Raw genomic sequence first — 24,880 nt, 5'->3', positions numbered from 1 at the left:
ATAAGAAAAATGGACGTTTATGAAAAGACATTAGAGTGTCCTGTATGTGGCAGCCCAATCAAAGCACCGTTTGTAAAAAGTTCAGCAATTTATGTAGAAGATAGGGATACTGACCTTTGTGTTTACTACAAGGGCGTTAATCCTCTTTTGTATGATGTTATTGTTTGCGGGGGATGTGGTTATGCAGCACTTAGTAAAAATTTTGGAAAACTTACAAAATGGGATATAGAATCATTAAAAGAAAAAGTTTCTTCAAAGTGGGTAAAAAGAGAAATTCCATTTGAAAGGACTGTAGATGATGCCATTACATTGTACAAGTTAGCTTTGATTACAGCAACATCTAAGAGAAAAGTCAACAAATATGAGGTTGCAGGAATTTTACTAAGAATTTCATGGCTCTACAGGTTAAGTCAAGATAAGGAGAAGGAACTTGAATTTCAAAAACTTGCTCTTCAAACATATAAGGATGCATTTGAACATGAGGAAGGCTCCACTGAGGAAATAGATATGGCTACTGTTATGTATTTGATAGGTGAGCTTTCGAGACGAGTAGGTGAAATTGACGAGGCAAGAAAATGGTTTTCAAGGCTTATATCAAGCAAAGAAGCTCGAAACAATCCTCACATTCTTGAACTTGCAAGAGACCAGATCCAGGCTATGAAAGATATGGAGTAAAATACAAGAAAATTGTTAGAAAAAATGTGATATAATCTTACTATAAAATTTTAAAACTCAGGAGGCAAAAATGCCAGAAAATGATGTTTTACAAGCTATAGTTACGAATCTTGAAAAGATTAATGGGAGACTTGAAGTTATCGAGGAAAGATTAAATAAGATTGAACAAAGACTTGACAAAGTTGAGCAGAGACTTGACAAAGTTGAGCAAAGGCTTGACAAGGTTGAGCAAAGGCTTGACAAGGTTGAGCAAAGGCTTGATATGGTTGAGCAAAGACTTGATATAGTGGAGCAAAGAGTTGCAAAGCTTGAGCAAGATGTTCTGGTTATTAAACAAGATATTGTTATATTAAAAGAAAGTAACAAAGAACTGACAAGAAGAATGAATGCTGTATATGACCAGGTTGCATTCTTGACAGAATTTCGAACAGAGATGATTATGTTCAGAGATGAGGTGTACAAGAGATTTGACAATTTAGAGCAGCAGACCGGAAGATTGAAAGAAGGGTTTGAATATTTACGTGACATCTCAGTTGAGCATGAAATTGATATTCGGTTTTTGAAAAAAGTTGTAAGAGCTTCATAGTTTACATAGAAAGTAATTAAAAACATGAAAGTTCAAAAGAGGGGAAAATCCCCTCTTTTGTTTTATACTTCCTCATAAAATATTCGGAACTTTATATCCTGGTCGTAGTTTCCAAAATTTCTTCCAAAAAGAGTAACTCCTCCAATGTTCTTTGCGTGATCAGGTACAGCAACTCTGAACCTTATTTCATTTTTGGACTCAATATCAATATCTTTTATAGTGACATTAGAAATTTTAAATCCGTCTATATATGTCCCATCTTCTGAAACTGAAAGAAGTTTTAAGAGCCCATATTGGTTCCAGTTAGGAAACCACCAGTCAGGTGTAAAGATTCCTTTAGTCTCTCCTCCAAAATCCCCTGGGCTTGTCCAGTAACCAAGCTCAACTCCATTTAAGTAAAAGTATATATCTGAAGGCCAGTTTTCACTAACACCCGGGGCTTCTGAAGAAATTTCAAATGAAATCTGAATTTCAACAGCTTTTTGATTTTGACGCAGAAAATTGGGGATTATATATTCTACATAACCCTTTGTAAACCAGATAATATCACAGTTAACATGTTCAGGATGAGCAAAGTATTTGGGGTCATCCACCTCTCCGATTAACTTGTCTTTTGTAGCAAGTCCGCAGGTTGGATAAACCTCAAAGATAGAATAATTACCGACTTTGATTTCGCACTCATATAATTTTTGAGGATGCTTTGTGACAATGTTAATAATTATCTTGTCTTCAACAAGACGGCAAATCTTTTGATTGCCATGTTTTCCTGCAGCTGCACTGATTGTAACAATCCCAGCAGCAATTAGCTTTTTCATGTGTTGAGTAACCGCGCCATTTGTGAGCCCCAATTTCTGTGCAATTTCGTTCATATTCATTTCGCGATGTTTGCTTAGAAGGTTTATAATCTCTAATCTTGCATCAGATGATAAAGCTTCAAAGAGAATTTTTGCTTCTTTGAGATTGTCTATTTGTTTCATGACTTTTAATCCACCTTTTTTGTAGATTTGAACATTTTTATTTTAGCTGGTTTTAAAATACTTTGCAAGAAGGAAGTAGTGATGTGTAAAATATGTTGATTTTTAAAAGATTTAAAATTAATTAGCTATATTTAACTTGTATATGTACAAGAATTATTAAAAATTTTAAGAAGCAACTTGATTTTTTTGATAAACGTTTATATAATTAAATTCAAAAATTAATGTAAAATATTTTAGCAATAACTAAATAAAATTAATAAAGGTCAATAAAAACAAACAATGAGAAGTAAAATTGACAATAAAACATTTGTTTAATGGATTGGTATGTCATTTGAAAGGTATACAGATTAAGTAAAATAAAGAGCTTGTAAAGAGTCATACGAGTTTAAAAAAGTTTGCGGGGTGTGACTCTTTGAAAATAAAGCCGAAAATAAATTTAAAATCATTACTAAACTTTAAGGGAGGATGAAAAGAAACATGAAAAAAGCAAAAGTCATCTATGATAAGGAGTTTGTAATCGGGCAAGTAGACAAGAGAATCTATGGTTCGTTTTTGGAACACATGGGAAGAGCAATATACACAGGAATCTATGAACCAGACCATCCACAGGCTGATGAAATGGGGTTTAGAAAGGATGTTTTAGAACTTGTTCGAAAGCTTAATGTTCCTATTGTAAGGTATCCTGGCGGCAATTTTGTGTCGGGGTATAACTGGGAAGATGGTATTGGTCCAAAAGAAAAAAGACCGAGAAGACTTGAGCTTGCGTGGAGAGCCATCGAGACAAATGAGGTTGGTGTAAATGAATTTGTTGAATGGGCAAAAAGAGCAAACACCTCTGTTATGATGACAGTAAACCTTGGCACACGTGGAATTGACGCTGCAAGAAACTTAGTTGAGTATTGCAACTTTCCAGGCGGCACATACTACAGCGACTTGAGACGTCAGCATGGTTATCAGCAGCCGCACAACATAAAGGTTTGGTGTCTTGGGAACGAGATGGATGGTGACTGGCAAATAGGTCACAAAACTGCATATGAGTATGGAAGGCTTGCAAGAGAGACAGCAAAGGTTATGAAGTGGGTAGACCCAAGTATTGAGCTTGTTGCAGCGGGAAGCTCAGGTCCCAAAATGCCAACATTTCCTGAGTGGGAAGCAATTGTTTTGGACCACACATATGACCTTGTAGATTATGTTTCTCTACATGTGTACTATGGAAATCCTGAAAAGGACACAAAGAACTTTGTTGCAAAATCGCTTGAAATGGAAGAGTTTATCAAAACAGTTATATCAACAATTGACTATATAAAGGCTAAAAAGAGAAGCAAAAAGATTGTCAATATCTCGTTTGATGAGTGGAATGTTTGGTATCATGCTCACACAGAGGGAAAAGACCAAAAAGCTGAGCCGTGGGCTTTGGTTCGACCAATTGCTGAAGAAGATTATGTGTTCGAGGATGCAATTTTGGTGGGATGTATGCTAATTGCACTTTTGAAACACTGTGATAGAGTCAAGATAGCGTGCATGGCACAGCTTGTAAATGTAATTGCCCCAATTACCACTGTAAAGGGTGGAATTGCTTACAGACAAGTAATCTACTATCCTTTTATGCATGCTGCAAACTTTGGACATGGAGTTGCATTGCTTCCCAAGGTAAATTCTCCTAAATATGACTCAAAAGACTTTACTGATGTTCCATACATTGAAACAGTTGCAACTTACAATGAGGAAAAGGATGAAATAACTGTTTTTGCAGTCAACAGAGATTTAGAAGAGGAAATGCAGGTTGAATTTAAGCTTGATGGTTTTGAAGGTTTTGAGGTTATGGAGCACATTGTATATGAAAGTGATGATATTTATAAAGGAAACACTCCGGATAAGCCTGACAATGTTGTGCCTCACAAAGGCGGAAATTCAAAGATAGAAGGCAATATTTTAACATCCATATTGCCCAAGTTCTCATGGAATGTAATCAGGTTAAAGAAGAAAGAAAATTAATTGTATTGCTTAGCAGGCAAGACAGCTTCTTAAAGAGTATAAAATTTTAAGAAGCTGTCTTGTTTGTTTTATAAAATCTAATATAAGTTTCAAAATTATAAGTTTAAATACAGCAGCCAAAAGGTTAAAATAAAATATATATTCATATGGAAGGAGATGAGGGTATGCTCAAAATAGCTATCATAGGTGCAGGAAGTGGAGTTTTTACAAGAAACCTGGTAAGAGACATTTTGTCGTACCCAGAGTTAAGAGACTGTACAATAGCGCTTATGGACATTGACAGTATAAGACTTGAATTTATGAGAAAAGCTTTGCAAAAACTCATTGATCAGGAAAAGTATTCTACCCGGCTTGAAGCCACAACTGATAGAAAAGAAGCTCTAAAAGGTGCAAAATATGTGATTGTCACAATACAAGTTGGAGGTTTAAAACCTTACGAATATGACATTTACATTCCTCTAAAATACGGTGTAAAACAGGCAGTTGGTGATACAATAGGTCCAGGGGGAGTTTTCAGGGCTCTTAGAACAATACCGGTTTTGCTTGACATTGCAAAGGACATGGAAGAGCTGTGTCCAGATGCTCTTCTTCTTAACTATGTAAATCCAATGGCAATGAATTGCTGGGCATTAAATAAGGCTACGAATATAAAAAATGTAGGGCTTTGTCATAGTGTTCAAGGAACTGCAGAATTTTTAGCAAAGATTATTGGGGCAAAGATGGAAGAGATTTCATACTTATGTGCAGGTATAAACCACATGGCATGGTTTTTAAAATTTGAGTGGAATGGGAAAGATGCATATTCTCTTATAAGAGAAAAAGCAAATGACCCCGAGATTTATACCCAGGATGTTACAAAATTCGAGATATTAAAGCATTTTGGATATTATGTAACTGAGTCAAGTTTTCACATGTCTGAATATGTTCCCTATTTTAGAAAGAGTGACGATTGGATAAATAGAATCCATAAAACCCATTCATGGCACAAAGAACATTACAATGGCATGTATTTGCATTGCTGCTTAGATGCTGCGAAAACTTTACTTGAAGACCTGAAGAAAATGGCAGAGGCAGACTACATCGACCCTAAAAGAAGTAGCGAATACTGTGCAACTATCATCCATTCAATAGAGACAAATACGCCAAGCGTAATAAATGGTAATGTTGAGAATAAGGGTTTGATAACAAATTTACCTGAAGGATGCTGCGTAGAAGTACCATGTTTGGTTGACAGAAATGGTATTCAGCCAACTTATGTAGGGGATCTTCCACCACAGCTTGCAGCTTTGAACAGAACAAATATAAATGTTCAAGAGCTTGCTGTGATTGCAGCTTTGACAGGTGATAGGGAGGCAGTTTATCATGCGATTATGATGGATCCTCTCACAAGTGCTGTTTTGGATTTGGACCAGATACGTCAGATGGTTGATGAGATGTTTGAAGCTGAAAAAGAATGGCTGCCAGAAGGGTTTTATAGGTAATTTTTACAATAAAAATAAAATAAAAATCAAAAAGAGCTTTGCATGCAGAAAAGGCTCAAGATTGGCATGTTACAATAATCCTTGCAAAGCCCTTTAATTTTCTTCATCATACTCTTTACACAAAAGTGCTCTAATATACCCGTTTTCGTTTGACGTTGATACAATATAAAAACCTCTTGCATAGTAGAATCGAACCAAATCTCTCACCTTAGATGCGGTGTGAAGATAAACCTTTTTGACCCCAAGCTCTTTTAATCTCTCATCTACTACTTTCATTAAGGCTTTTCCAACACCGTTGTTTTGATAGTTGAGTCTTACTCCAAATCTGCTTATATACGCCGTTTTATCAGGGAATATCTCTACTCTAATAGTGCCCACAATTATTCCGTCCATAAAAGCAACATAAACCTCTTTTGTTTCAATATCCCTTTTTATATCCTCTTCTGTTTCGTTTACAGCTGGATTTTTGGCAGGGTCAATACCTGCAAGCTCACAATACTTTGTAAATGCCTCTTTTGTTATTTCTTTTATAGCTTTGATATCATCATAGGTTGCTCTTCGAACAACAAATTCCATCATATATCTTCCTCCTTCAATGCATAATTATAAATTATAAAGAATAAAAATGCAAGCAATATTTTGTGGATAAAAAATTTAAATTGTGCTAAAATGAATAAAGAATCAATGTTTGTAGAAATTAAAGATTAGAAATATCAAAGAAGGGATTTGAGAAATTGCGAGTACTTGGTATTGACCCTGGAATTGCGCTGACTGGTTATGGAATTATAGAGTCTAAAAATGGCTCAGAGTTTAAAGTAATCGACTATGGAAAAATAGAAACTTCGAGCAGTTTCAAAAAGTCAATGAGATTTTTACATCTTTATACTGAACTTTGCAGCATAATTTCGCTGTATCAGCCTGATGTTGTTGCAATTGAAGAACTTTTTTTCAACAAAAACTCCAAAACTGCCATTACAATTGGTGAAGCAAGAGGTGTTATTATTCTCACATGTATTCAGAATAACCTGAGCGTTTATGAATATACTCCTCTTCAGGTAAAACAATCGATAACTGGATATGGTAGAGCAGATAAAACTCAAATACAGAAAATGGTCAAAAGTTTGTTGGGATTATCTGAAATTCCAAAACCAGATGATGTTGCAGATGCTTTGGCTGTTGCAATGTGTCATATACTGTCAAGCTCTTCGGTACTTTATCAGGAGGATGAAATATGATAGATTCTATTATGGGAACCATCCAAGAGGTATTTAGTAACTATATTATCCTCAATTATAACAATTTATACATAAAAATACATTGTAATGGCGCAAAATTTTCTGAATTTTTAGGCAAAGAAAAGAGAGTGTATGTTAGCCTAAAGTTTAATGAAAATTTATCAGAGCTTGAATGTTATGGTTTTTTGACAAGAGAGGAAAGAGAACTTTTTTTAAAGCTTCAGAAGGTAACTGGTGTTGGTAGCAAATTAGCTCTTCAGATTCTTTCCTCAATAGACTTTCAAGAGCTTATTGTTGAGATTGCAAAAGGAAATGTGGCAAGACTTGAGAAGGTAAAAGGAATTGGGAAAAAAACTGCAAGCAGGATAATTCTTGAGCTCAAAGAGACACTCAAAAAAGAGTTTAAAGTGGCTGCCACTACAGGTAAAGAAGAAAAAACTTACGAAAAACTTGAAGAAATATCTTTAGCACTTTTATCCTTGGGGTATGACATTGATGAAGTCAACCAGGTTCTTTCATCCGGAGATTTTTCTGAACTTTCTTTGGAAGATGGAATAAAACTTGCTTTGAAAAAGTTATCAAAGATTTGAGAAAAAACAATTCAAAGAGGAATGAAATAAAATGGAAAGACTGCTTGACAATAAATTTTCTGTTGAAGATGTTCATGAGGAAACACTTCGACCAAAGACACTTGAAGATTATATAGGTCAGCAAAAAGTGAAAGAAAAAATAAAAATTTTTATTGAAGCTGCCAAAAAAAGAAAAGAACCTCTTGACCATGTACTCTTATATGGTCCGCCTGGTCTTGGAAAAACGACTTTGGCAAACATCATTGCAAATGAGATGGGAGTTGATATAAAAGTAACATCTGGCCCTGCAATAGAAAGAGCAGGCGACCTGGTTGCCATTCTTACAAATATTGGTGAAAATAATATTCTATTCATTGATGAAATTCACAGATTGAACAGGACAATCGAAGAGGTTTTATATCCTGCAATGGAAGACAAAAAGGTTGATATTGTGATTGGCAAAGGTCCGTCTGCAAAGACCATAAGATTGACTTTGCCACCTTTTACACTCATTGGAGCAACAACAAGGGCAGGTCTTTTGTCATCACCGCTGAGAGACAGGTTTGGAATAATAGAAAGACTTGACTATTACACAGTTGAAGAGCTGAGCCAGATTGTTATGAGGTCTGCCAGCATTTTAAAGTGCGATATAGAAAAAGAAGCATGCATAGAGATTGCAAAGCGCTCAAGAGGAACTCCGAGGGTTGCAAACAGGCTACTTAGAAGACTTAGAGATTATGCCACGGTAAAGCACACAGGAAGTATAACATACGAGGTTGCCAAGAATGGACTTGAGATGTTTGAGGTGGACGAGTATGGACTTGACCTTGTGGACAGAAACATCTTAGAAGCAATAGTTTACAAGTTTGGCGGAGGACCTGTTGGACTTTCTACAATTGCAGCTGCCATTGGAGAAGATGAAGGGACAATTGAAGATATATATGAGCCTTATTTGATTCAAGAAGGCTTTCTAGTAAAAACTGCGCGAGGAAGAGTTGCAACTCAAAAAGCCATAAATCACATAGCAAAGATAAAGTTTAGGCTCAAAGGGAGCAGTGATAAAAGATGAGGTTACTTATGCACACATGCTGTGGCCCTTGTAGTGTGTACCCTTTGGAAAAGCTAAGTGAAGAGGGACATGAAGTTTTTGGGCTTTTTTTCAATCCTAACATTCATCCTTATACAGAATTTAAAAACAGATTAGATTCAGCAAAGCTTTTTTATGGTCTGCGTGGTAAAAAACTTATTGTTATAGAAGAGTACCCTTTGGAAGAGTTTTTGCGCAGCTGTGCTTTTAGAGAAAATGCAAGGTGTATTTATTGTTATTCTGTAAGGTTAGAAAGAACCGCTTTGGTTGCTAAAAAAAGTAGGTTTGATGCCTTTACAACCTCTCTTTTGGTAAGTCCTTATCAAAAGCATGAACTTATAAAAGAACTTGGAACAGCCATTTCAAAAAAGTACGATATTGAGTTTTATTATAGAGATTTCAGGGAAGGATTTAGAGAAGGAAGGCAAAAAGCAAGAGAAATAGGACTTTATATGCAAAAGTATTGCGGCTGCATTTACAGTGAAAAAGAGAGGTTTTACAAGGAAACAAAACAAAAAGACACAAAGGGTTTTGAGGAAAATTTGCTATTGTAATGGGCAATATTCAATGCTATAATATTAAATGTTGTTTTATGAGCGCTCGCAAAGGGCAAATGCTCCCGTAGCGGCGTGCAGGCAGAATTTAAGAAATTTCTTAAAAGCAGGAGGTATGGAAAAGAGGATGTATGCAATAATTGAAACAGGTGGAAAGCAATATAAAGTACAAGAAGGCGATGTTTTAAAGGTTGAAAAATTAAAAGCTGATGTTGATTCTGTGGTAAAGATTGACAAGGTATTGGCAATTTCGTCCGACGATGGTTTTGTTGTTGGAAAGCCATATTTAGATGGCGCATATGTTGAAGCGAAGGTTTTGGAACATGCAAAGGATAAGAAAATCATAGTATTTACTTACAAATCAAAAACAGGTTATCACAGAAAGCTTGGACATCGCCAGTGGTATACAAAGATTCAGATAACAAAAATAGCAAAGTAAGTTAAATTCTCAACCATGATTGAAGCTACTTTTTTAAAATCACGAAAAAAAGGGTATTATAAAATAATTGTAAAAGGACACAGCCATTTTGCCCCAAAAGGTAAAGACATAGTTTGCAGTGCCGTCTCTTCAATAGTACTTGCAAATGTGAATGGCTGCATTGAGATATTGAAAGCTGAGCATTTGTTAGAACAAAAAGAAGGCTATTTAGAGTTTGAAGTGCTAAATAACAATGAAGAAGTAACAAAGAACTGTTCGCTTCTTCTTCAAACAGCATATTTAGCTTTGAAAGAGATAGAATCTCAGTATCCTAAATATATTAAAGTGGAGGTGAAAGAAGATGAAACTAATATTTGATATTCAGCTTTTTGCACATAAGAAAGCTGGTGGTTCAACAAGAAACGGAAGAGACAGCGAGTCAAAAAGACTTGGTGTTAAAAGGTCAGACGGTCAGTTTGTTTTGGCAGGAAATATTTTGGTAAGACAGAGAGGAACCAAATTCCACCCAGGTAAGAATGTCGGTCGTGGTGGAGATGATACTCTCTTTGCTTTAGTTACAGGGTATGTAAAGTTTGAAAACAAGAGAGGAAGAAAAGTTGTGTCTGTTATTCCAGCTGAAGAGATGGTTGCTGTTCAATAAAAATTTATGAATGGTTTAACGCTTTTCACAAAGAGGCAAACTGACAAAAGAGGTTTGTCTCTTTTTTTTGTATCTTTTAGTTGTTCTTAAAAGAGGTGAGATTTTCATGTTTGTGGACATAGCAAAGATTTATGTCAAAGCAGGAGACGGTGGAGATGGCATAGTTGCGTTCAGACGTGAAAAGTATGTCCCAGCAGGAGGTCCTGCAGGTGGCGATGGCGGGAAAGGCGGAGATGTTATTTTTGTTGCAGACAGGGAGCTGAATACTCTGCTTGATTTTAAATACAAAAGACATTACAAGGCACAAAACGGTGAGCGTGGCGGACCTAACAATATGCACGGCAAAGACGGTGAAGATTTGATAATAAAGGTTCCTGTTGGAACTGTAATAAAAGATGCTGAAACTGGTGAGATAATTGCTGACCTGTCACGAGAAGGTGACAGAGCAATTGTTGCACACGGTGGAAGGGGCGGCAGGGGCAATGCCCACTTTGCAACATCAACCCGTCAGGTGCCAAGATTTGCTGAGGTTGGGGAAAAAGGCGATGAGCTTTGGGTGATATTGGAGCTCAAAGTTTTAGCAGATGTTGGGCTTATCGGCTATCCCAATGTTGGGAAGTCAACCTTCTTGTCTGTTGCAACAAACGCAAGACCTGAGATAGCAAACTATCCGTTTACAACAAAGTATCCAAACCTTGGAATTGTATATATCAGCGAGGGTGAGAGCTTTGTATTGGCAGACATACCGGGGCTTATTGAAGGTGCAAGCGAAGGTGCAGGTCTTGGACATCAGTTTTTGCGACATGTTGAAAGGACAAAGGTTTTGATTCATATTGTTGATGTGTCGGGAAGCGAAGGAAGAGAGCCTGTTGAGGATTTTATAACAATCAATGAAGAACTCAAAAAATACAGTCCTGAGCTTGCACAAAAACCACAGATTGTCGCAGCAAACAAGATGGACCTTCCTGATGCCCAGGCATATTTTGAACTTTTCAAGGAAGAGATTGAAAAGATGGGGTATGAAGTGTATCCTGTTTCTGCTGCAACTGGTATAGGTGTGAGAGAGGTTTTGAAGAGGGCTTATGAAATTTTAAAGGAGCAAAAAGCAGCTGAAAATGTCGAAGAGGATGCAAAGCTACGAACATTTGTGTACTATAAGAAAAAAGATGTAAAGCCACTGACTATCAGAAAAGAAAATGGTGTATATGTTGTAGAAGGAACAGTTGTAGAGAAGGTTGCAAGAAACATAGTTTTAAATGACCATGACTCATTCAGATATTTTCAAAATTTCTTAAACAAACTTGGAGTATTTGACAAACTGAGGGAAATGGGAATCAAGGATGGCGACATTGTGAGGATACTTGATGTTGAGTTTGAGTATTATGAATAAGTTTTAGATTTATCATAAAATTGGATATAGACAAAACAGCAAAAATGGGTTAAAATAATTGACAAGCAAAAAGAAACTATAAAAAGGTTTGGAGGTTATCTTTTCTAAATGGAGTGCATCAATTGTGGGAACTGCAAGATGGGTAATACCACATACTTTTGTTTTAAGGAAAACGGGTTTGTGGTAGATGTGTCAAAACAGAAGGTTGTTGAAAAGGTAAGAAGCGGTTGGAAAAAGGGGGATCCAGAATACGAGAAACAGCGGCGTAGGTCTCGAAAAGAAGTAGAGGTATAAAAAATGCCGGCAGAAAGGGTTTTGCCTTTCTGCCGTTTTAGTTTATAAATAGCGAAAAAGAAATATTTTATCAAAAATTAAATTCAAAAAGAGGTGAAAAATATCTTGCTAACATCCAAACAAAGAGCAAAACTTAGGGGTATGGCAAATACAATGGATGCAATTATTCGAATTGGCAAGGAAGGGATTACAGAAAGAGTACTCAGGCAAATAGATGAAGCACTCACTGCAAGAGAGCTTATAAAAATTGCGCTTGAGAAAAACTGCGAGATAGAACCAAGAGAAGCGATAACTTATATATGCGAAAAACTAAATGCAGAGCCTGTGCAGGTAATAGGAAGAAAGATTGTGATTTATAGAATGTCTGAAGAAAATCCAAGAATTCAGATTTAAAAAGTAGAGTATTGACCGATATATTTTTAAATGGTATAATCTAAACAACAAAATTGAATATCAGAAAATTACTTCTTATCAAGAGTGGCGGAGGGACTGGCCCAATGAAGCCCGGCAACCGGAAAAAGGAAAGCTTCAATCCTTTTTCTTGGTGCCAATTCCAGCAGGTATTTTTTTAAAATACCTGGCAGATAAGAAGTAAGAAGATTTTGAAAAAAGTCTTCTTGTAGCTTATCTGCAGGAAGACTATTTTTTTATCTTTTTTGAAAACCAAGATATTATAAAATTAACGAAAGGGGAAAAGAGAAGATGGAAGAAAGAAAATATGGTTTTGATACTCTTCAACTTCATGCAGGGCAGTTTGTTGACAAAGAGACAAAATCAAGAGCTGTTCCAATTTACCAGACAACCTCTTACATCTTCGAGACACCTGAAGAAGCAGCAGACCTGTTTGCGCTCAAAAAAGCGGGAAATATCTATACAAGAATAGGAAACCCCACAACAGATGTATTAGAAAAAAGGATTGCAGCACTGGACGGTGGTGTTGGAGCTGTTGCCACCTCTTCAGGGCAGGCTGCTATCACTTATGCAATTTTGAACATCGCAAAAAGTGGGGATGAGGTTGTTGCAGCATCAACTTTGTACGGCGGGACATACACCCTTTTTGCTCACACTCTTAGAAAACTTGGAATTAGAGTTAAGTTTGTCAATCCTGATTATCCAGAAGAGTTCGAAAAGGCAATCACAGACAAGACAAAGGCTATATTTGTAGAAACTCTTGGAAATCCCAATATAAACATACCTGATTTTGAAGCAATAGCTGAGATTGCTCACAGGCATGGGATTCCATTTATTGTTGACAACACGTTTGCAACACCGTATCTATTTCGTCCTATTGAACATGGAGCAGACATTGTTGTATACTCAATGACAAAATTTTTAGGCGGGCATGGAACATCAATTGCAGGGATTGTTGTTGACTCTGGCAAATTTGAGTGGAACGAAAAATTTCCAGATTTGATTCAGCCAGACCCAAGCTACCATGGACTTGTTTACACAAAAGAGTTTGGGAATGCTGCATACATTGCAAAACTAAGACTTACGCTCTTGCGGGACATTGGTGCTTGCCTATCACCGTTTAATTCGTTCTTGATACTTCTTGGTGTTGAGACGCTCTCTTTGAGAATGCAAAAACATGTTGACAATGCAATGAAACTTGCCAAGTTTCTAAATGACCATCCAAAGGTGGAGTGGGTAAACTATCCAGCTTTAGAAGGTAACGAGTATTATGAGCTTTACAAGAAGTATCTTCCGAAAGGGCCGGGTGCAATCTTCACATTTGGACCAAAAGGTGGATATGAAGCTGCGAAAAAGATTATAAACAATGTAAAGCTCTTTTCACACCTTGCAAATGTTGGTGATGCAAAGTCGCTTATAATTCATCCTGCATCAACAACCCATCAACAGCTAACAGAAGAAGAGCAAAGAGCAGCTGGAGTTTTGCCAGAAATGATTAGACTCTCTGTTGGTATTGAAGATATTGAAGATTTAATATATGATATTGAGAGTGCACTCAATAAAGTGTAAAATAGTTTTTAAGCTGACATTTCAAGTTGCAATGAAAGATTGCTCCAAAAGTCAAGGTTTATTGATACAAAATGGGGCAATCTTTCATTTTAATTAATATTTTTTTGGTGGGGGTAAAAAAGTTGGAAAAATTTGAGTTCTGGGAAGAGGGTTACAAAAAATTTGTACGATTTGCTCACAACAAGGATTTTGTATTGGAAAGTGGAAAAACATTTGGACCAATCACAGTCGCATATGAAGTCTATGGAGAAATAAATAAAGAAAAGAATAATATCATCCTTATAACCCATGCATTGACAGGTGACTCTCATGTTGCAAAGCATTCAGAAGACGACCCTAAACCCGGATGGTGGGACAAGTTTGTCGGCCCTGGCAAGATGATTGACACAAATAAATATTTTGTAATATGTTCAAATGTTTTCGGAGGCTGTCAGGGGACAACAGGTCCTTCTTCCATTGATCCTGAGACAGGAAAACCTTATGGTGCCAGGTTTCCTATAATAACCATAAAAGACATGGTAAACGTTCAGAAAAAGCTTTTAGATGCTCTAAATATAGACCATATATTGTGTGTTGTTGGCGGTTCTATGGGTGGTATGCAGGCATTGGAGTGGGCTGTGAGCTACCCAGATTTTATGGACGGGGTTATAAACATTGCATCACCGCTGAAACTTAATGCGCAGTCCATTGCTTTCAATGAAGTTATGAGAAGAGCTATAATGGCAGATCCAAACTGGCACGGAGGAGACTACTATGACAAGACAGGACCTTCTCAGGGACTTTCAATTGCCAGAATGCTTGGTATGATAACATACCAGTCTGACAAGCTCATGGACAGAAAGTTTAATCGTCGAATGAAAGACCCTGTTGAGAGCTTTTTTGAGTCGTTTAACACCGAGTTTGAAGTTGAAAGTTATTTACATTATCAGGGAATGAAACTTGTTCAGAGGTTTGATGCGAACACGTATCTTTACCTCACGCGTGCAATGGACCTTTATGATTTGGGCAGGACATATGGCAGCGAAGAGGAAGCTTTAAGACGAATAAAGGCAAAATTCTTATTAATTGCTATAACATCGGATATACTTTTCCCACTGTCTCAGATGAGATATATGAGAGACAAGCTTTTAGAAGCAGGAGTTGACCTTGTCTACAAAGAAATTGAGTCTGATTATGGTCATGATTCTTTTTTAGTAGAAGAAGAAAAGTACAGAGATATTATATCTGAATTTTTAGAATTACTATACAACAAGGAGATGATAAGATGATATTAAATATCTTGGGGGCAAGAGGACCTTATCCGGCAAAAGGTGAGCCTACATCAGGATATCTTTTGATGACAAAAGAGGCTAATATATTGATAGAGTGTGGAAGTGGAGTTTTGACAAGGCTTTTGAATTTTATTTCTTTTGATGATATTTCTTTTATCATTTGTAGTCACCTTCATGCTGACCACACAAGCGATTTGGGAGTTTTAAGGTACTATCTTGCATCAAGAGGGAAAGAGATAGACCTTTATATTCCATCTGAGCCAAAAGAGGAGTATAATTTGATAAGAAAAGGAGTGTACAGGGTCAAGGAAATAGAAAATAATATGGAAATAGAAATAGGAAATCTTTCAATCAAGTTTTTAGAAGGTCAGCATCCTTATAAAAGTTTTGCAGTGAGAATTGAAGAGAATGGCAAGGTTTTTGGATTCTCTGGTGATACAGGATTTAAAGAAGAGCTGATAGAATTTTTCAAGGAAGCAGATCTGCTTTTGCTAAACGCAGCATACACAGACAAGGAAGTTGAGAAAATTGAACCTGAAAAGAGATTCCATTTGAGTCCAAAACAGGCAGCTGAAATTGCCAAAAAAGCAAATGCTAAGCTTCTTGTTTTGACACATTTAAAGCCTGAGTGCAACGAAAAAGAACATCTTATGTCTGCAAAAGAGGTTTTTGAAAACATTGTTCTTGGAACTAATATGGAGGTAATAGAATTTTAATGTAAAAAAAATTAGTAGAGGGTATTAATAATGTTTGCAGATGCTCATAATGATACTTTAACTACTGCATTTTCAAAAGGTGAAAATCTTTATAAAAATTCCTGCCAGTTTGACTTTGAAAGAGCAAATAAAGTTGATTTAAAACTTCAGTACATGGCAATTTGGCAAGACACACGTCAAGAAGGCATTGATTTTTTGAAAAATGCCTTTTATTTTTTGGATAGAATAAATGAGTATAAAATAAACAATGTGGCTTTGAGCAAAAAAATCGAAGATGGTATGATAAACGTTTTACTTTCAATCGAGGATATATCTTTTATAAATGAGACATATGAGATAGAAGTTTTAAAACAAAGAGGGGTAAAAAGTGCAACACTTTCCTGGAATCACGAAAATAAACTTTGCGGTGGTGCATATTCAGATAAAGGTTTGACAAGTATCGGACAAGAAGTTTTAAAAAAGCTACTTGAAGAAAACTTTATCATAGACCTTGCACACGCATCAAAGAAGACTTTTTTTGATGTTGTAAAGCATCTAAATAAACCTTTTATTGTGAGTCATTCTAATTGTTTTAGCTTATGCCCGCACCCGCGAAATCTTACAGATGAGCAGATAAAAATTGTAAGAGATTTTAATGGCATAATAGGAATTAATTTTTATTCTCCGTTTGTTAAAGATAAAGGTAAAGCTAATTTGAATGATGTTCTAAGGCACATAGCATATATTGCAGAGCTAATTGGTACACAGTACATTTCGTTTGGGTCTGATTTTGACGGGGCAGATGAATTTCCAGAAGACTTGAGAGATGTTGAAGATTTGCCAAATATAAAAGTGGAACTTGGGAAATTGGGGTTTTCAGAGAAAGAAATTGAGAATATTTGCTATTTAAACCTTGTGAGGTTTACAGAAAAATTTTTAAAATGAAATTTTGGCAGCTGTATCTTGCGTTTTTGATTGAAAAATTCTCAGTTTTCTGTACCAGTACTATTGAAAAATGCATATAAATATGATATAGTATTGCAAAAATGATTTGAAGGAGAGAAGCGATAAAAAATGAAATATTCTCAAAAGGCACTGAATATTTCAGCGTCACCAACACTTGCCATCGATAGCCTTGCAAAAAAATTAAAAGAAGCTGGTGAAAACGTAATTGGATTTGGTGCTGGTGAGCCTGATTTTGATACTCCGGATAATATTAAGTATGCTGCAATTTCAGCTATTGTAAAAGGGTATACAAAATACACACCAGTTTCAGGGATTAGCTGTTTAAAAGAAGCTGTTGCAAAGTATTACAAGGAGAATTATGCAGTAGATTATTCTCCGGATGAAGTGGTTGTTTCAAATGGTGCAAAGCATTCACTTATGAATGTGTTTTTGGCACTTTTAAACGATGATGACGAGGTACTTCTGCCGTCTCCATATTGGGTTACATATCCAGAGCTTATAAAACTTGCAGGTGGAAAGGTAGTTGTTGTTCCGACAACAAAAGAAAAGAACTATAAAATAACAGCATCTGACATTGAAAAATATGTAACATCAAAAACAAAGGCAATTGTATTAAATTCACCTTCAAATCCGACTGGTATGGTTTATACATATGAAGAACTAAAACAAATTGTTGAGTTTTGTGTTGAAAGAGAAATATTCATTATTTCTGATGAAATATACGACAAGTTAATTTATGATGGTAAAAAGCACATATCCGCAGCGACAATAAATGAAAAGGCAAAAGAGTTTGTAATTGTTGTAAACGGTGTTTCAAAATCATATGCGATGACAGGATGGAGAATTGGTTATACCCTTTCAAACAAGGAACTTGCAAAGATTATGTCAAACCTTCAGAGCCACACAACCTCAAACCCAAATTCAATTGCTCAATATGCTGCGTATGAAGCACTGGTAGGGCCACAGGATAGCGTAAAAAAGATGATATACGAATTTGAAAAGAGAAGAGACTTGATTTATAGCCTTGTAAATAGTATCAGATTTTTATCTGCACTAAAACCAGAAGGGGCATTTTATATCTGGGTTGACATATCAGCTGCTGTTGGGAAAAGGTTCGAAGACAAATTAATAGACTCAGCAAACACGTTTGCAAAACTTCTTTTGGAGAATGAAAAGGTGGCTGTAGTTCCAAGTGAAGGATTTGGAATGGAAAATCATATAAGACTTTCATATGCAACATCTGAGAAGAATATAAGAGAAGGGCTTGAAAGAATCAAGAGGTTTGTTGAAAAACTAAGTTAGTAGTATAATATATGGTATCAAAATGCTAGAGAATTGATTAGTGTGGGGATGTGAAGCAAGGTGAACGATATTTATGAGACACCACTAAATTCAAGATATGCAAGCGATGAGATGAAGAGACTTTTTTCAAACGATACACGTTTTAAGCTTTGGCGCAAACTTTGGATTGCACTGGCAGAGGCACAAAAAGAGCTTGGTCTTGATATTACAGATGAGCAGATTGAAGAGATGAAAAGATATGCAGAGGATATAAACTATGAGGTAGCAAGACAAAAGGAGAAAGAGCTAAGGCATGATGTGATGGCGCATATTCATGCATTTGGTGAGCAGGCCAAAAAGGCAAGACCAATAATTCATCTTGGTGCGACAAGCTGTTTTGTTACAGACAATGCAGATATTATCATTATGTATGAAGCATTGAAACTTATCAGAAAAAAACTTGTAAATTGTATAAAAGTATTGGCAGACTTTGCTCTAAAGTATAAAGATATGCCTACACTTGGATTTACGCATTTTCAGCCTGCACAGCTAACCACTGTGGGCAAAAGAGCTATGCTTTGGGTTCAGGATTTGGTTATGGATTTAGAGTTTTTGGAGTATGTTTTAGATCATACTTATCTAAGAGGAGTCAAGGGGACAACTGGTACTCAAGCAAGTTTTATGGCACTTTTTGACGGCGATGAAGAAAAGGTCAAGTTGCTTGACAAGCTTGTATGCAAAAAGATGGGGTTTGAAAAAAGTTTTCCGCTGACATCACAGACATATCCACGAAAATATGATTTTTTGGTCTTGTCGGTTTTAGCTTCAATTGCACAGAGCAGTTACAAGTTTGCAAACGATATAAGACTTTTGCAACACTTAAAGGAAATTGAAGAGCCGTTTGAGAAAACTCAAGTTGGTTCATCTGCGATGGCCTACAAACGAAATCCCATGAGAAGTGAAAGAATCTGTGCCTTAGCAAGATATGTCATGGTGAATATTCAAAATCCGCTGTTTACAGCATCTGTTCAGTGGCTTGAAAGGACGTTAGATGACTCAGCAAACAGAAGAATATCAATCCCGGAGGCGTTTTTGGCAGTAGATAGCATTTTGAACCTTTATCACAACGTAGCAAGCGGGCTTGTTGTGTATGAAAAGATGATAGAAAGGCATATACAGCAAGAACTGCCTTTTATGGCAACAGAGAATATATTGATGGAAGCTGTAAAGCGTGGCGGTGACAGGCAGGATTTGCATGAGAAAATAAGAAGGTATTCCATGGAAGCCGGAAGAAATGTAAAAGAGTTTGGAAAAGAAAATAATCTTATAGAACTTATTTCAAATGACCCAAGCTTCAAACTTTCAAAAGAAGAAATTGAAGCTATTTTAAACCCCAAAAAATTTGTGGGAAGGGCTCCTTCCCAGGTACAGGAATACTATGATGAGTATGTAAAGCCAATACTTGAAAAGTATAAAGATGAACTTAATTTTGAGTCACAGGTTGATATATAAAAGAGGGGCTTTTATCCTTGATGAAATCAGAGAAGAATAAAAGCCCCTTCTTTTTTGAATTTCTATATCTTGAATATTTCAACTTTTTTAGCCATTTGTTGAGCAAGGGTTTCTAAATTTTTCATTGTTGATGCTATTGTTTGAGCTGTTGCAGTTTGTTCTTGTGTTGAAGCAGCAGTTTGCTGGGTTGCAGCTGCGGTTTCTTGAGCGATGCTTGCAATGTTAGTAATTTCTTGAGATATTACTGAGATGCTATTACTTGCTATTTTCGTACTTTCTGTAACATTATTTATCATTTCAAGCAAGTCCTTTGAGAACTGCAAAATCTGCAAGTAAACATCTTTAGTTTGTTTTGTTATATCATCTTGAGTTTCTAATATTTTATTAAACACTTCAAACTGATTAGAAATTGTTTGGATATTTTCGTAGATATCCTTTAAGAGTGTTCCTATTTGTTTCGCAGAGGTTGATGTCTGCTCGGAAAGTTTTCTTATCTCATTTGCAACCACCATAAAACCCTTACCAGCTTCACCAGCCCTTGACGCTTCAATTGATGCATTCAAAGCAAGAAGATTTATTTCTTTTGAAAGGTTTGTTATAAAAGAGGATATCTTAACAATTTCGTTGCTCATCTCAGAAAATCTTGTCATCATATTTTGTACATCTTGCCATATTTCCTTTACGCTGTTCATGTTTTGTTCCTGGGATATGATTAATTCCTGACCATTATTGATTCTCTGATATACAGTTTGAACTGAAGAATAAGCCTCTTTCATTTTTTCATAAATGTCCTGTACAGAATTTGAGAGAGCAGATAGCTTCTCACTTGATTTTTCGATTGAATTTGCCTGTTCAGAACTTCCTTTTGCAACATCAGAAATTGCAAGTGCTATTTGTTCTGAGACGTTTGCAATTTCACTTGATGCAGATGTAAGTTCTTTTGCGGCATCTAAAATTGAACTTGTAACATCTTTTATTTGTTTTATAACATCCTTTATATTTTTACTCATCGTAATAAAAGCGTTTGTTACCTTTCCAATTTCATCTGAGCTAACGGCTTTAAAATCATCTGTTTTAGACAGGTCAAAATGCGAAAGTAAGTCTGCCATCTTTTCAACCTGTGAAAGCCTTCTTGCAAGCGATAATGTTATTGTGAGAATAAAAAGCATAGCTATTAGAAGTATTAAACCTGTGATTAAGTTAATTGTCATTTTGATTTTGTTTTGATATTCAACCAGGTCATCTATGTAAATACCTGTACCAAGTATCCAGCCCCATGGTTTGAAAGGCGCAACATATGACATTTTAGGGTAAAGTTTTTTTGTGTTTGGTTTTTCCCATTGATACTTTACAAACCCTTCTCCTTTTTTCTTGACAATGTCAACCATTGCAACAAAAAGTTTAAATCCTGTTGGATCTTTGTAATTGCTCAAATCCTGTCCTTCTAATTCTTTTTTGTAAGGATGCATTACCATTTTTGGTTGAAAATCATTTATCCATATATAGTCTGCAAAGTTATACCTTAGATTTCTGATTATCTCTTTTGCAGTATCCTGAGCTTGCTGTTTTGATTTTTTACCTGATTGTTGTAATCGATATTCATTTTCGCAAATAGAAACTGCTACTTGAACAATGTTTTTAAGTTTATTTTTTACTTGATTTTCAATAGTTGTCATGACAGATGGAATAATATAGGCTTCTAATGTAATGATGAATGCTAAAAACACAAACAAAAAAAGAAATATAAGCTTTGTTCTTATTTTGACATTTTTAAACAAGACAAATACCCTCCTCTTCTGAAAAAAATAAGAGTTTCTAAAATTTTTAATATATTTTTACCCAACATTAAAAAAGAAAAACATAATTCTCTTTACTTATTTAAAAGCTCGGATATATCATTATAAAGTTCCTGCAAGATTTCCTGATAATCTCTTTTTCCTTCTTCTACTATATCCATGAGTTTTTCAAGCTCACGTGTGGTTTGTTCATTTACGTATTCACCATATTTTTGTGAAAGATAAGAATATACCTTTTTGCCAAGGGATGTTGCCCTTATTCTTCTGAAACTATCTTCGAACACATACCCTCTTTTGAAAAGTGTTTCTACCATCTTTGCATATGTTGAAGGTCTCCCTATGTTTTTCTGTTTCATTTCGTCAATAAGGCTTGACTGAGTGTAAAGCTGAATGGTGTGTTTCTTGTAGCTTCGTCTGTCAGTTACACTATAATCTTTATTTTCAAATAAAGGATAAATTTGCATAGAAAGAAAGTGCAACCATCCTTCCTCCTCAATTTTAACAGGAATGTCTTTAACAATCTCTTTATCAGCTATTTTAAAACAAACTTTTTGGAATAAAACTTTAGGATTTTTCATCTGGCTGCTCATAAATCTGTTAAAAATAAGCTGATATACTCTTATGTGGTTTTGTGAGATACCCTGTGCATATTTTTCATAGGCTAGTTCTTTTAATTCCTCAGGTGATATGGGTTTTACAGGTCTTATTGCTTCATGGGCTCCTTCGTCACCAAAACTTCTTGGTAAGAAGAATTCCTTTTTGCCCACCTTTTCTAAAAACATTCTTGCAATGTTCTGTCCTGTCACAGAAATCCTTGTTGAATCTGTCCTGTGATAAGTGATAAAGCCATGCTCAAACAAAAACTGCAAAATCTCCATTATTTGCTGCACACCCAAATTTAATTTCTGTGAAGCTAAGGATAACAAAGAAGAAGTCGAAAATGGGGCAGGTGCAGGTATTTCTTCTATTTTCTGATCAACAACTTCTGCTTTTACTCTTTTGCACTCTTCTTCTCCTTCAATTTCAAGATTATACCCATTTTCAAGTTTTAGCATTGTAAATGTTCTTTCACTTTTTGCATATTCCTTTTCTCTTTCAACAATCCAGCCAAGGATGGTTGACTGCACGCGCCCGGCAGAAAGGTTGTAACTTTGGAAATTTTCCTGAAGCTTTGAAGAAAGTTCAAATCCTACCCATCTATCTTCTATTCTTCGCACAATTTGAGATTTTACAAGGTTTATGTTAAACTGTCGTGGATTTTTCAAGGCACTGTCAAGTCCATAGCGTGTAATTTCATGCATTTCAATTCTTTTGATGTTACTATTTGCAGGCTTTATATACTGTGAAATGTCCCATGATATTTTTTCTCCTTCAACATCAGGGTCTGTTGCAATCAAAACTTCGTCAACCTCAAGTGCAAGCTCGCGCAATGTTTTTAAAATTTCTTTTTTATCTTCAATTGTATTGGATGCACATTTAGGACAGCTGTCAAGCTCATCGGTAAATTGAGTATTGCATTTCATGCAGCGTTTAATAGAGTTGTAATAGGGAATGAATTTTCCATCATGGTACTCAACACCGTGTAAACCCTTTTTTGTCTCAAGGTCGTACACATGTCCTTTTGATGCGGTGATAAGCAAAATTCCTTCCGGTGTTATCGATTCATATACAGAGAGTTTACCATATCTTCTTGTTGAGGCTTTTTCCAAAAACTTTGAAATGGTGTCAGCCTTTGTTGGAGATTCAACTATCATAAGTCTTGACTTTGTGTCAATTTGATAAAAATCATTGTTTTGAATTTTTCTGCTTTCTTTTACTTCTTCCATAAGACTTTCAAAATCTACTTCATTTTCCTCCATCCATTCCTCGTCCAGTAAAAACATAAGCCGTGACTTTAGGCTTTCGAATATAGTATCATCTTCTTCAAAGAGGATTGATACCCCTTTTGTCAGACGCATTCCAAACATTCTCGAGGTTCTGCCAGATCCCTGGATATATGTTGGAACATCTGGAATGACAAGCTTGCCATCATCAGTTATCTTCAAGTGCGAGAATATTTCCTGTACAATTTTGTTGTAGCTCTCTGCGGATATATACTTTAAGACAAGCTGTCTCAACTTTTCTGTTTGCAAGATTTCGACATTCTTAAAATACTCTTTTAACTTGGGATGATCTTCAAGGTACTCAACAAAAACTCTTTCAAGTACAAATCGAGGAGCTTTGTCCATATCAACCGAAAATCTAAATCTTGGAGTTTCCCAGAAAATGCAGTATTTTATACGCTCAGGAAGATCGATTCCTCTAATGAGTTTTCCATAATAAGATGAAACTCCGCAAATGACATTTAGTTTTTCTTCTTTGAAAAGTTCAAATTCCTCATCAAAATTGCTCCATGTAGTTCCGATCTTAATACCATTTTCTGCGAGAAATTTAACAATTTCTTTTCCTTCTTCTTCGGTATTGACAAAGAGAAGTATACCATCTTTTAAGATGTTGATTATTTCAAGCAATTTTTCTTTTGACTTCTTTTTGATTCTTATATTAGTGATATTTCTTATATTAAATGTAAATCTGCCGATTTCAAAACCTAAAAGTTCTCTGAAAAGAAGTGGCTTTAGTCCCTGCGGCTTTGCTGTTGCTGAGGATACTATGAGCATTCCCTTATTTTTAGAACCATTTGAAACTGTATCTTGCCCATTTTCTTTATTTTTGGTTCTCAATCTTTCGGTTGCTTTTTCAATCTCATCTTCTGAAAAGCCTATCATTTGAAGCAGTGTATCTATATTCTTTGATGATTTCAAAATAGCGTCCACATCGTCCACAAATACAAGGTCAAAAAACATTTTAGATAGAACATCTTTTCTTTTTGAAACAAACTGAGTGGTTATTATGAGTATGTCAAAGTCGCAAGATAAAAACCTTTTTTCAAACTCTTCTTTTCTACTTTTTGTCATCAAAGAGTTAAATAATAAGATTTTCACAGTGTTTGCATTTTCTAATTTTGCTTTAAACTCTTCAAGTCTTTCAAAAGACTGCTGTGCAAGTGAGATTGTAGGGAATACAAGAGCTGACTTTTTGCCATTTAGCGCTAAAAAAAGGCTTGCTACAAGTCCAAACGTAGTTTTACCAACTCCTGTTGGGGCAACAAGCGTGAAACTTTTTGAAAGCAAAAACCGTCTTGCCCATGTTCTTTGGTATCCTGTCAATGGTTTTTGAAAAATGTGTTCAAAGAACATTTTGAACGCATTAAGATTTTGCTGAAAGTTCCAGTATAACTGATAATCCTTCAATGTACCCATCTTTTTTAAAGATTTGTATATATCGTTTATCTGTTTCTGGCTGAGGCACTGTTCACAGGGTAATCCATTTTCATTTCTTGTATCTGTATTTATCCCACCACAATTTATGCAGGAATGATAGTATTTTGCTCCTGTTGCCAATCAGCACTCCTGGTCAT

24 protein-coding genes and 1 riboswitch are annotated in these 24,880 nt (G+C 35.7%); of the genes, 20 read left to right on the top strand and 4 right to left on the bottom strand.

The window, feature by feature from the left end; translation table 11 throughout:
- Nucleotides 1-9 precede the first annotated feature (9 nt).
- Both COB47_RS07170 and COB47_RS07165 read left to right on the top strand, forming a co-directional pair.
- Entirely contained in the window at nt 10-675 is a 666-nt protein-coding gene (locus tag COB47_RS07170; RefSeq protein ID WP_013290713.1) for a DUF2225 domain-containing protein, read from the top strand.
- Nucleotides 676-745: 70 nt separating this feature from the next.
- Nucleotides 746-1,261, top strand: a complete 516-nt coding sequence (locus COB47_RS07165; RefSeq protein WP_013290712.1) for a coiled-coil domain-containing protein — start codon at nt 746-748, stop codon at nt 1,259-1,261.
- A gap of 62 nt (nt 1,262-1,323) precedes the next feature.
- On the opposite strand, the gene COB47_RS07160 is transcribed toward COB47_RS07165, so the two are convergent.
- Nucleotides 1,324-2,238 (bottom strand): ArsR/SmtB family transcription factor, encoded by a 915-nt coding sequence (locus COB47_RS07160; RefSeq protein WP_013290711.1) that lies wholly within the window; start codon nt 2,236-2,238, stop codon nt 1,324-1,326.
- A 477-nt stretch (nt 2,239-2,715) separates the two neighbouring features.
- Here COB47_RS07160 and arfA point away from each other — a divergent pair, with 477 nt between their 5' ends.
- Both arfA and melA read left to right on the top strand, forming a co-directional pair.
- Nucleotides 2,716-4,233 (top strand): arabinosylfuranosidase ArfA, encoded by a 1,518-nt coding sequence (gene arfA, locus COB47_RS07155; protein ID WP_013290710.1) that lies wholly within the window; start codon nt 2,716-2,718, stop codon nt 4,231-4,233.
- Nucleotides 4,234-4,397: 164 nt separating this feature from the next.
- Nucleotides 4,398-5,714, top strand: coding sequence for an alpha-glucosidase/alpha-galactosidase (gene melA / locus COB47_RS07150; RefSeq protein WP_013290709.1), 1,317 nt, complete (start codon nt 4,398-4,400; stop codon nt 5,712-5,714).
- 93 nt (nt 5,715-5,807) lie between these two features.
- Here the strand turns inward: melA and COB47_RS07145 are convergent, their stop codons facing one another.
- On the bottom strand, nt 5,808-6,290 hold the full coding sequence (locus COB47_RS07145; RefSeq protein WP_013290708.1) for a GNAT family N-acetyltransferase: 483 nt from the start codon (nt 6,288-6,290) through the stop codon (nt 5,808-5,810).
- Nucleotides 6,291-6,448: 158 nt separating this feature from the next.
- Here COB47_RS07145 and ruvC point away from each other — a divergent pair, with 158 nt between their 5' ends.
- The 16 genes from ruvC (at nt 6,449) to purB (ending at nt 19,627) form a co-directional block, all read left to right on the top strand.
- Nucleotides 6,449-6,949 (top strand): crossover junction endodeoxyribonuclease RuvC, encoded by a 501-nt coding sequence (gene ruvC / locus COB47_RS07140; protein ID WP_013290707.1) that lies wholly within the window; start codon nt 6,449-6,451, stop codon nt 6,947-6,949.
- Nucleotides 6,946-7,539 carry a Holliday junction branch migration protein RuvA gene (gene ruvA, locus COB47_RS07135; protein ID WP_013290706.1) on the top strand — a complete coding sequence of 198 codons (594 nt, stop codon included), beginning with the start codon at nt 6,946-6,948 and terminating at the stop codon, nt 7,537-7,539. Before ruvC ends, ruvA begins: the two co-directional genes overlap by 4 nt.
- A gap of 31 nt (nt 7,540-7,570) precedes the next feature.
- On the top strand, nt 7,571-8,587 hold the full coding sequence (gene ruvB / locus COB47_RS07130) for a Holliday junction branch migration DNA helicase RuvB (protein WP_013290705.1): 1,017 nt from the start codon (nt 7,571-7,573) through the stop codon (nt 8,585-8,587).
- Nucleotides 8,584-9,159, top strand: a complete 576-nt coding sequence (locus tag COB47_RS07125; RefSeq protein ID WP_041742476.1) for an epoxyqueuosine reductase QueH — start codon at nt 8,584-8,586, stop codon at nt 9,157-9,159. Before ruvB ends, COB47_RS07125 begins: the two co-directional genes overlap by 4 nt.
- Before the next feature lie 127 nt (nt 9,160-9,286).
- Nucleotides 9,287-9,598, top strand: coding sequence for a 50S ribosomal protein L21 (gene rplU, locus COB47_RS07120; RefSeq protein WP_013290703.1), 312 nt, complete (start codon nt 9,287-9,289; stop codon nt 9,596-9,598).
- Between the two features lie 15 nt (nt 9,599-9,613).
- Entirely contained in the window at nt 9,614-9,955 is a 342-nt protein-coding gene (locus COB47_RS07115) for a ribosomal-processing cysteine protease Prp (protein WP_013290702.1), read from the top strand.
- Nucleotides 9,939-10,238 carry a 50S ribosomal protein L27 gene (gene rpmA, locus COB47_RS07110; protein WP_013290701.1) on the top strand — a complete coding sequence of 100 codons (300 nt, stop codon included), beginning with the start codon at nt 9,939-9,941 and terminating at the stop codon, nt 10,236-10,238. The genes COB47_RS07115 and rpmA overlap by 17 nt, the downstream gene beginning before the upstream one ends.
- Before the next feature lie 106 nt (nt 10,239-10,344).
- Nucleotides 10,345-11,628, top strand: coding sequence for a GTPase ObgE (obgE, locus tag COB47_RS07105; protein ID WP_013290700.1), 1,284 nt, complete (start codon nt 10,345-10,347; stop codon nt 11,626-11,628).
- 108 nt (nt 11,629-11,736) lie between these two features.
- The gene (locus tag COB47_RS07100; protein WP_013290699.1) at nt 11,737-11,922 is read left to right on the top strand and encodes a hypothetical protein; all 186 of its coding nucleotides are present in this window, start codon (nt 11,737-11,739) and stop codon (nt 11,920-11,922) included.
- Nucleotides 11,923-12,027: 105 nt separating this feature from the next.
- Nucleotides 12,028-12,315, top strand: a complete 288-nt coding sequence (locus tag COB47_RS07095; protein WP_013290698.1) for a YhbY family RNA-binding protein — start codon at nt 12,028-12,030, stop codon at nt 12,313-12,315.
- Between the two features lie 72 nt (nt 12,316-12,387).
- A riboswitch (SAM riboswitch) is annotated at nt 12,388-12,513 on the top strand.
- A 111-nt stretch (nt 12,514-12,624) separates the two neighbouring features.
- On the top strand, nt 12,625-13,902 hold the full coding sequence (locus tag COB47_RS07090; RefSeq protein WP_013290697.1) for an O-acetylhomoserine aminocarboxypropyltransferase/cysteine synthase family protein: 1,278 nt from the start codon (nt 12,625-12,627) through the stop codon (nt 13,900-13,902).
- Nucleotides 13,903-14,024: 122 nt separating this feature from the next.
- Nucleotides 14,025-15,170, top strand: coding sequence for a homoserine O-acetyltransferase MetX (gene metX / locus COB47_RS07085; protein ID WP_013290696.1), 1,146 nt, complete (start codon nt 14,025-14,027; stop codon nt 15,168-15,170).
- A complete protein-coding gene (locus tag COB47_RS07080; protein WP_013290695.1) occupies nt 15,167-15,889 on the top strand; it encodes an MBL fold metallo-hydrolase in 723 nt (240 codons plus the stop codon). The genes metX and COB47_RS07080 overlap by 4 nt, the downstream gene beginning before the upstream one ends.
- Before the next feature lie 30 nt (nt 15,890-15,919).
- The gene (locus COB47_RS07075; RefSeq protein ID WP_013290694.1) at nt 15,920-16,813 is read left to right on the top strand and encodes a dipeptidase; all 894 of its coding nucleotides are present in this window, start codon (nt 15,920-15,922) and stop codon (nt 16,811-16,813) included.
- A 129-nt stretch (nt 16,814-16,942) separates the two neighbouring features.
- Nucleotides 16,943-18,136: a pyridoxal phosphate-dependent aminotransferase gene (locus COB47_RS07070; protein WP_013290693.1), complete on the top strand. Its 1,194-nt coding sequence runs from the start codon at nt 16,943-16,945 to the stop codon at nt 18,134-18,136.
- 60 nt (nt 18,137-18,196) lie between these two features.
- Nucleotides 18,197-19,627, top strand: coding sequence for an adenylosuccinate lyase (gene purB, locus COB47_RS07065; protein ID WP_013290692.1), 1,431 nt, complete (start codon nt 18,197-18,199; stop codon nt 19,625-19,627).
- Between the two features lie 62 nt (nt 19,628-19,689).
- On the opposite strand, the gene COB47_RS07060 is transcribed toward purB, so the two are convergent.
- Both COB47_RS07060 and rgy read right to left on the bottom strand, forming a co-directional pair.
- Nucleotides 19,690-21,405 (bottom strand): methyl-accepting chemotaxis protein, encoded by a 1,716-nt coding sequence (locus tag COB47_RS07060; protein WP_013290691.1) that lies wholly within the window; start codon nt 21,403-21,405, stop codon nt 19,690-19,692.
- 92 nt (nt 21,406-21,497) lie between these two features.
- Nucleotides 21,498-24,863, bottom strand: coding sequence for a reverse gyrase (gene rgy, locus COB47_RS07055; RefSeq protein WP_013290690.1), 3,366 nt, complete (start codon nt 24,861-24,863; stop codon nt 21,498-21,500).
- Between the last annotated feature and the right edge of the window lie 17 nt (nt 24,864-24,880).

The sequence above is a fragment of the Caldicellulosiruptor obsidiansis OB47 genome, assembly GCF_000145215.1.
GTDB lineage: Bacteria > Bacillota > Thermoanaerobacteria > Caldicellulosiruptorales > Caldicellulosiruptoraceae > Caldicellulosiruptor > Caldicellulosiruptor obsidiansis.
Note: the sequence above shows the minus strand (reverse complement) of the source record. Positions and strands in the feature narration are given on the sequence as shown.

Coding starts and splice junctions, on each gene's coding strand:
- COB47_RS07100 (WP_013290699.1), top strand. CDS start 11,737: ATGGAGTGCATCAATTGTGGGAACTGCAAGATGGGTAATACCACATAC.
- COB47_RS07165 (WP_013290712.1), top strand. CDS start 746: ATGCCAGAAAATGATGTTTTACAAGCTATAGTTACGAATCTTGAAAAG.
- COB47_RS07145 (WP_013290708.1), bottom strand. CDS start 6,290: ATGGAATTTGTTGTTCGAAGAGCAACCTATGATGATATCAAAGCTATA.
- COB47_RS07170 (WP_013290713.1), top strand. CDS start 10: ATGGACGTTTATGAAAAGACATTAGAGTGTCCTGTATGTGGCAGCCCA.
- obgE (WP_013290700.1), top strand. CDS start 10,345: ATGTTTGTGGACATAGCAAAGATTTATGTCAAAGCAGGAGACGGTGGA.
- arfA (WP_013290710.1), top strand. CDS start 2,716: ATGAAAAAAGCAAAAGTCATCTATGATAAGGAGTTTGTAATCGGGCAA.
- COB47_RS07115 (WP_013290702.1), top strand. CDS start 9,614: ATGATTGAAGCTACTTTTTTAAAATCACGAAAAAAAGGGTATTATAAA.
- COB47_RS07125 (WP_041742476.1), top strand. CDS start 8,584: ATGAGGTTACTTATGCACACATGCTGTGGCCCTTGTAGTGTGTACCCT.
- COB47_RS07080 (WP_013290695.1), top strand. CDS start 15,167: ATGATATTAAATATCTTGGGGGCAAGAGGACCTTATCCGGCAAAAGGT.
- COB47_RS07090 (WP_013290697.1), top strand. CDS start 12,625: ATGGAAGAAAGAAAATATGGTTTTGATACTCTTCAACTTCATGCAGGG.
- COB47_RS07070 (WP_013290693.1), top strand. CDS start 16,943: ATGAAATATTCTCAAAAGGCACTGAATATTTCAGCGTCACCAACACTT.
- rpmA (WP_013290701.1), top strand. CDS start 9,939: ATGAAACTAATATTTGATATTCAGCTTTTTGCACATAAGAAAGCTGGT.
- melA (WP_013290709.1), top strand. CDS start 4,398: ATGCTCAAAATAGCTATCATAGGTGCAGGAAGTGGAGTTTTTACAAGA.
- COB47_RS07075 (WP_013290694.1), top strand. CDS start 15,920: ATGTTTGCAGATGCTCATAATGATACTTTAACTACTGCATTTTCAAAA.
- rplU (WP_013290703.1), top strand. CDS start 9,287: ATGTATGCAATAATTGAAACAGGTGGAAAGCAATATAAAGTACAAGAA.
- ruvB (WP_013290705.1), top strand. CDS start 7,571: ATGGAAAGACTGCTTGACAATAAATTTTCTGTTGAAGATGTTCATGAG.
- ruvA (WP_013290706.1), top strand. CDS start 6,946: ATGATAGATTCTATTATGGGAACCATCCAAGAGGTATTTAGTAACTAT.
- COB47_RS07160 (WP_013290711.1), bottom strand. CDS start 2,238: ATGAAACAAATAGACAATCTCAAAGAAGCAAAAATTCTCTTTGAAGCT.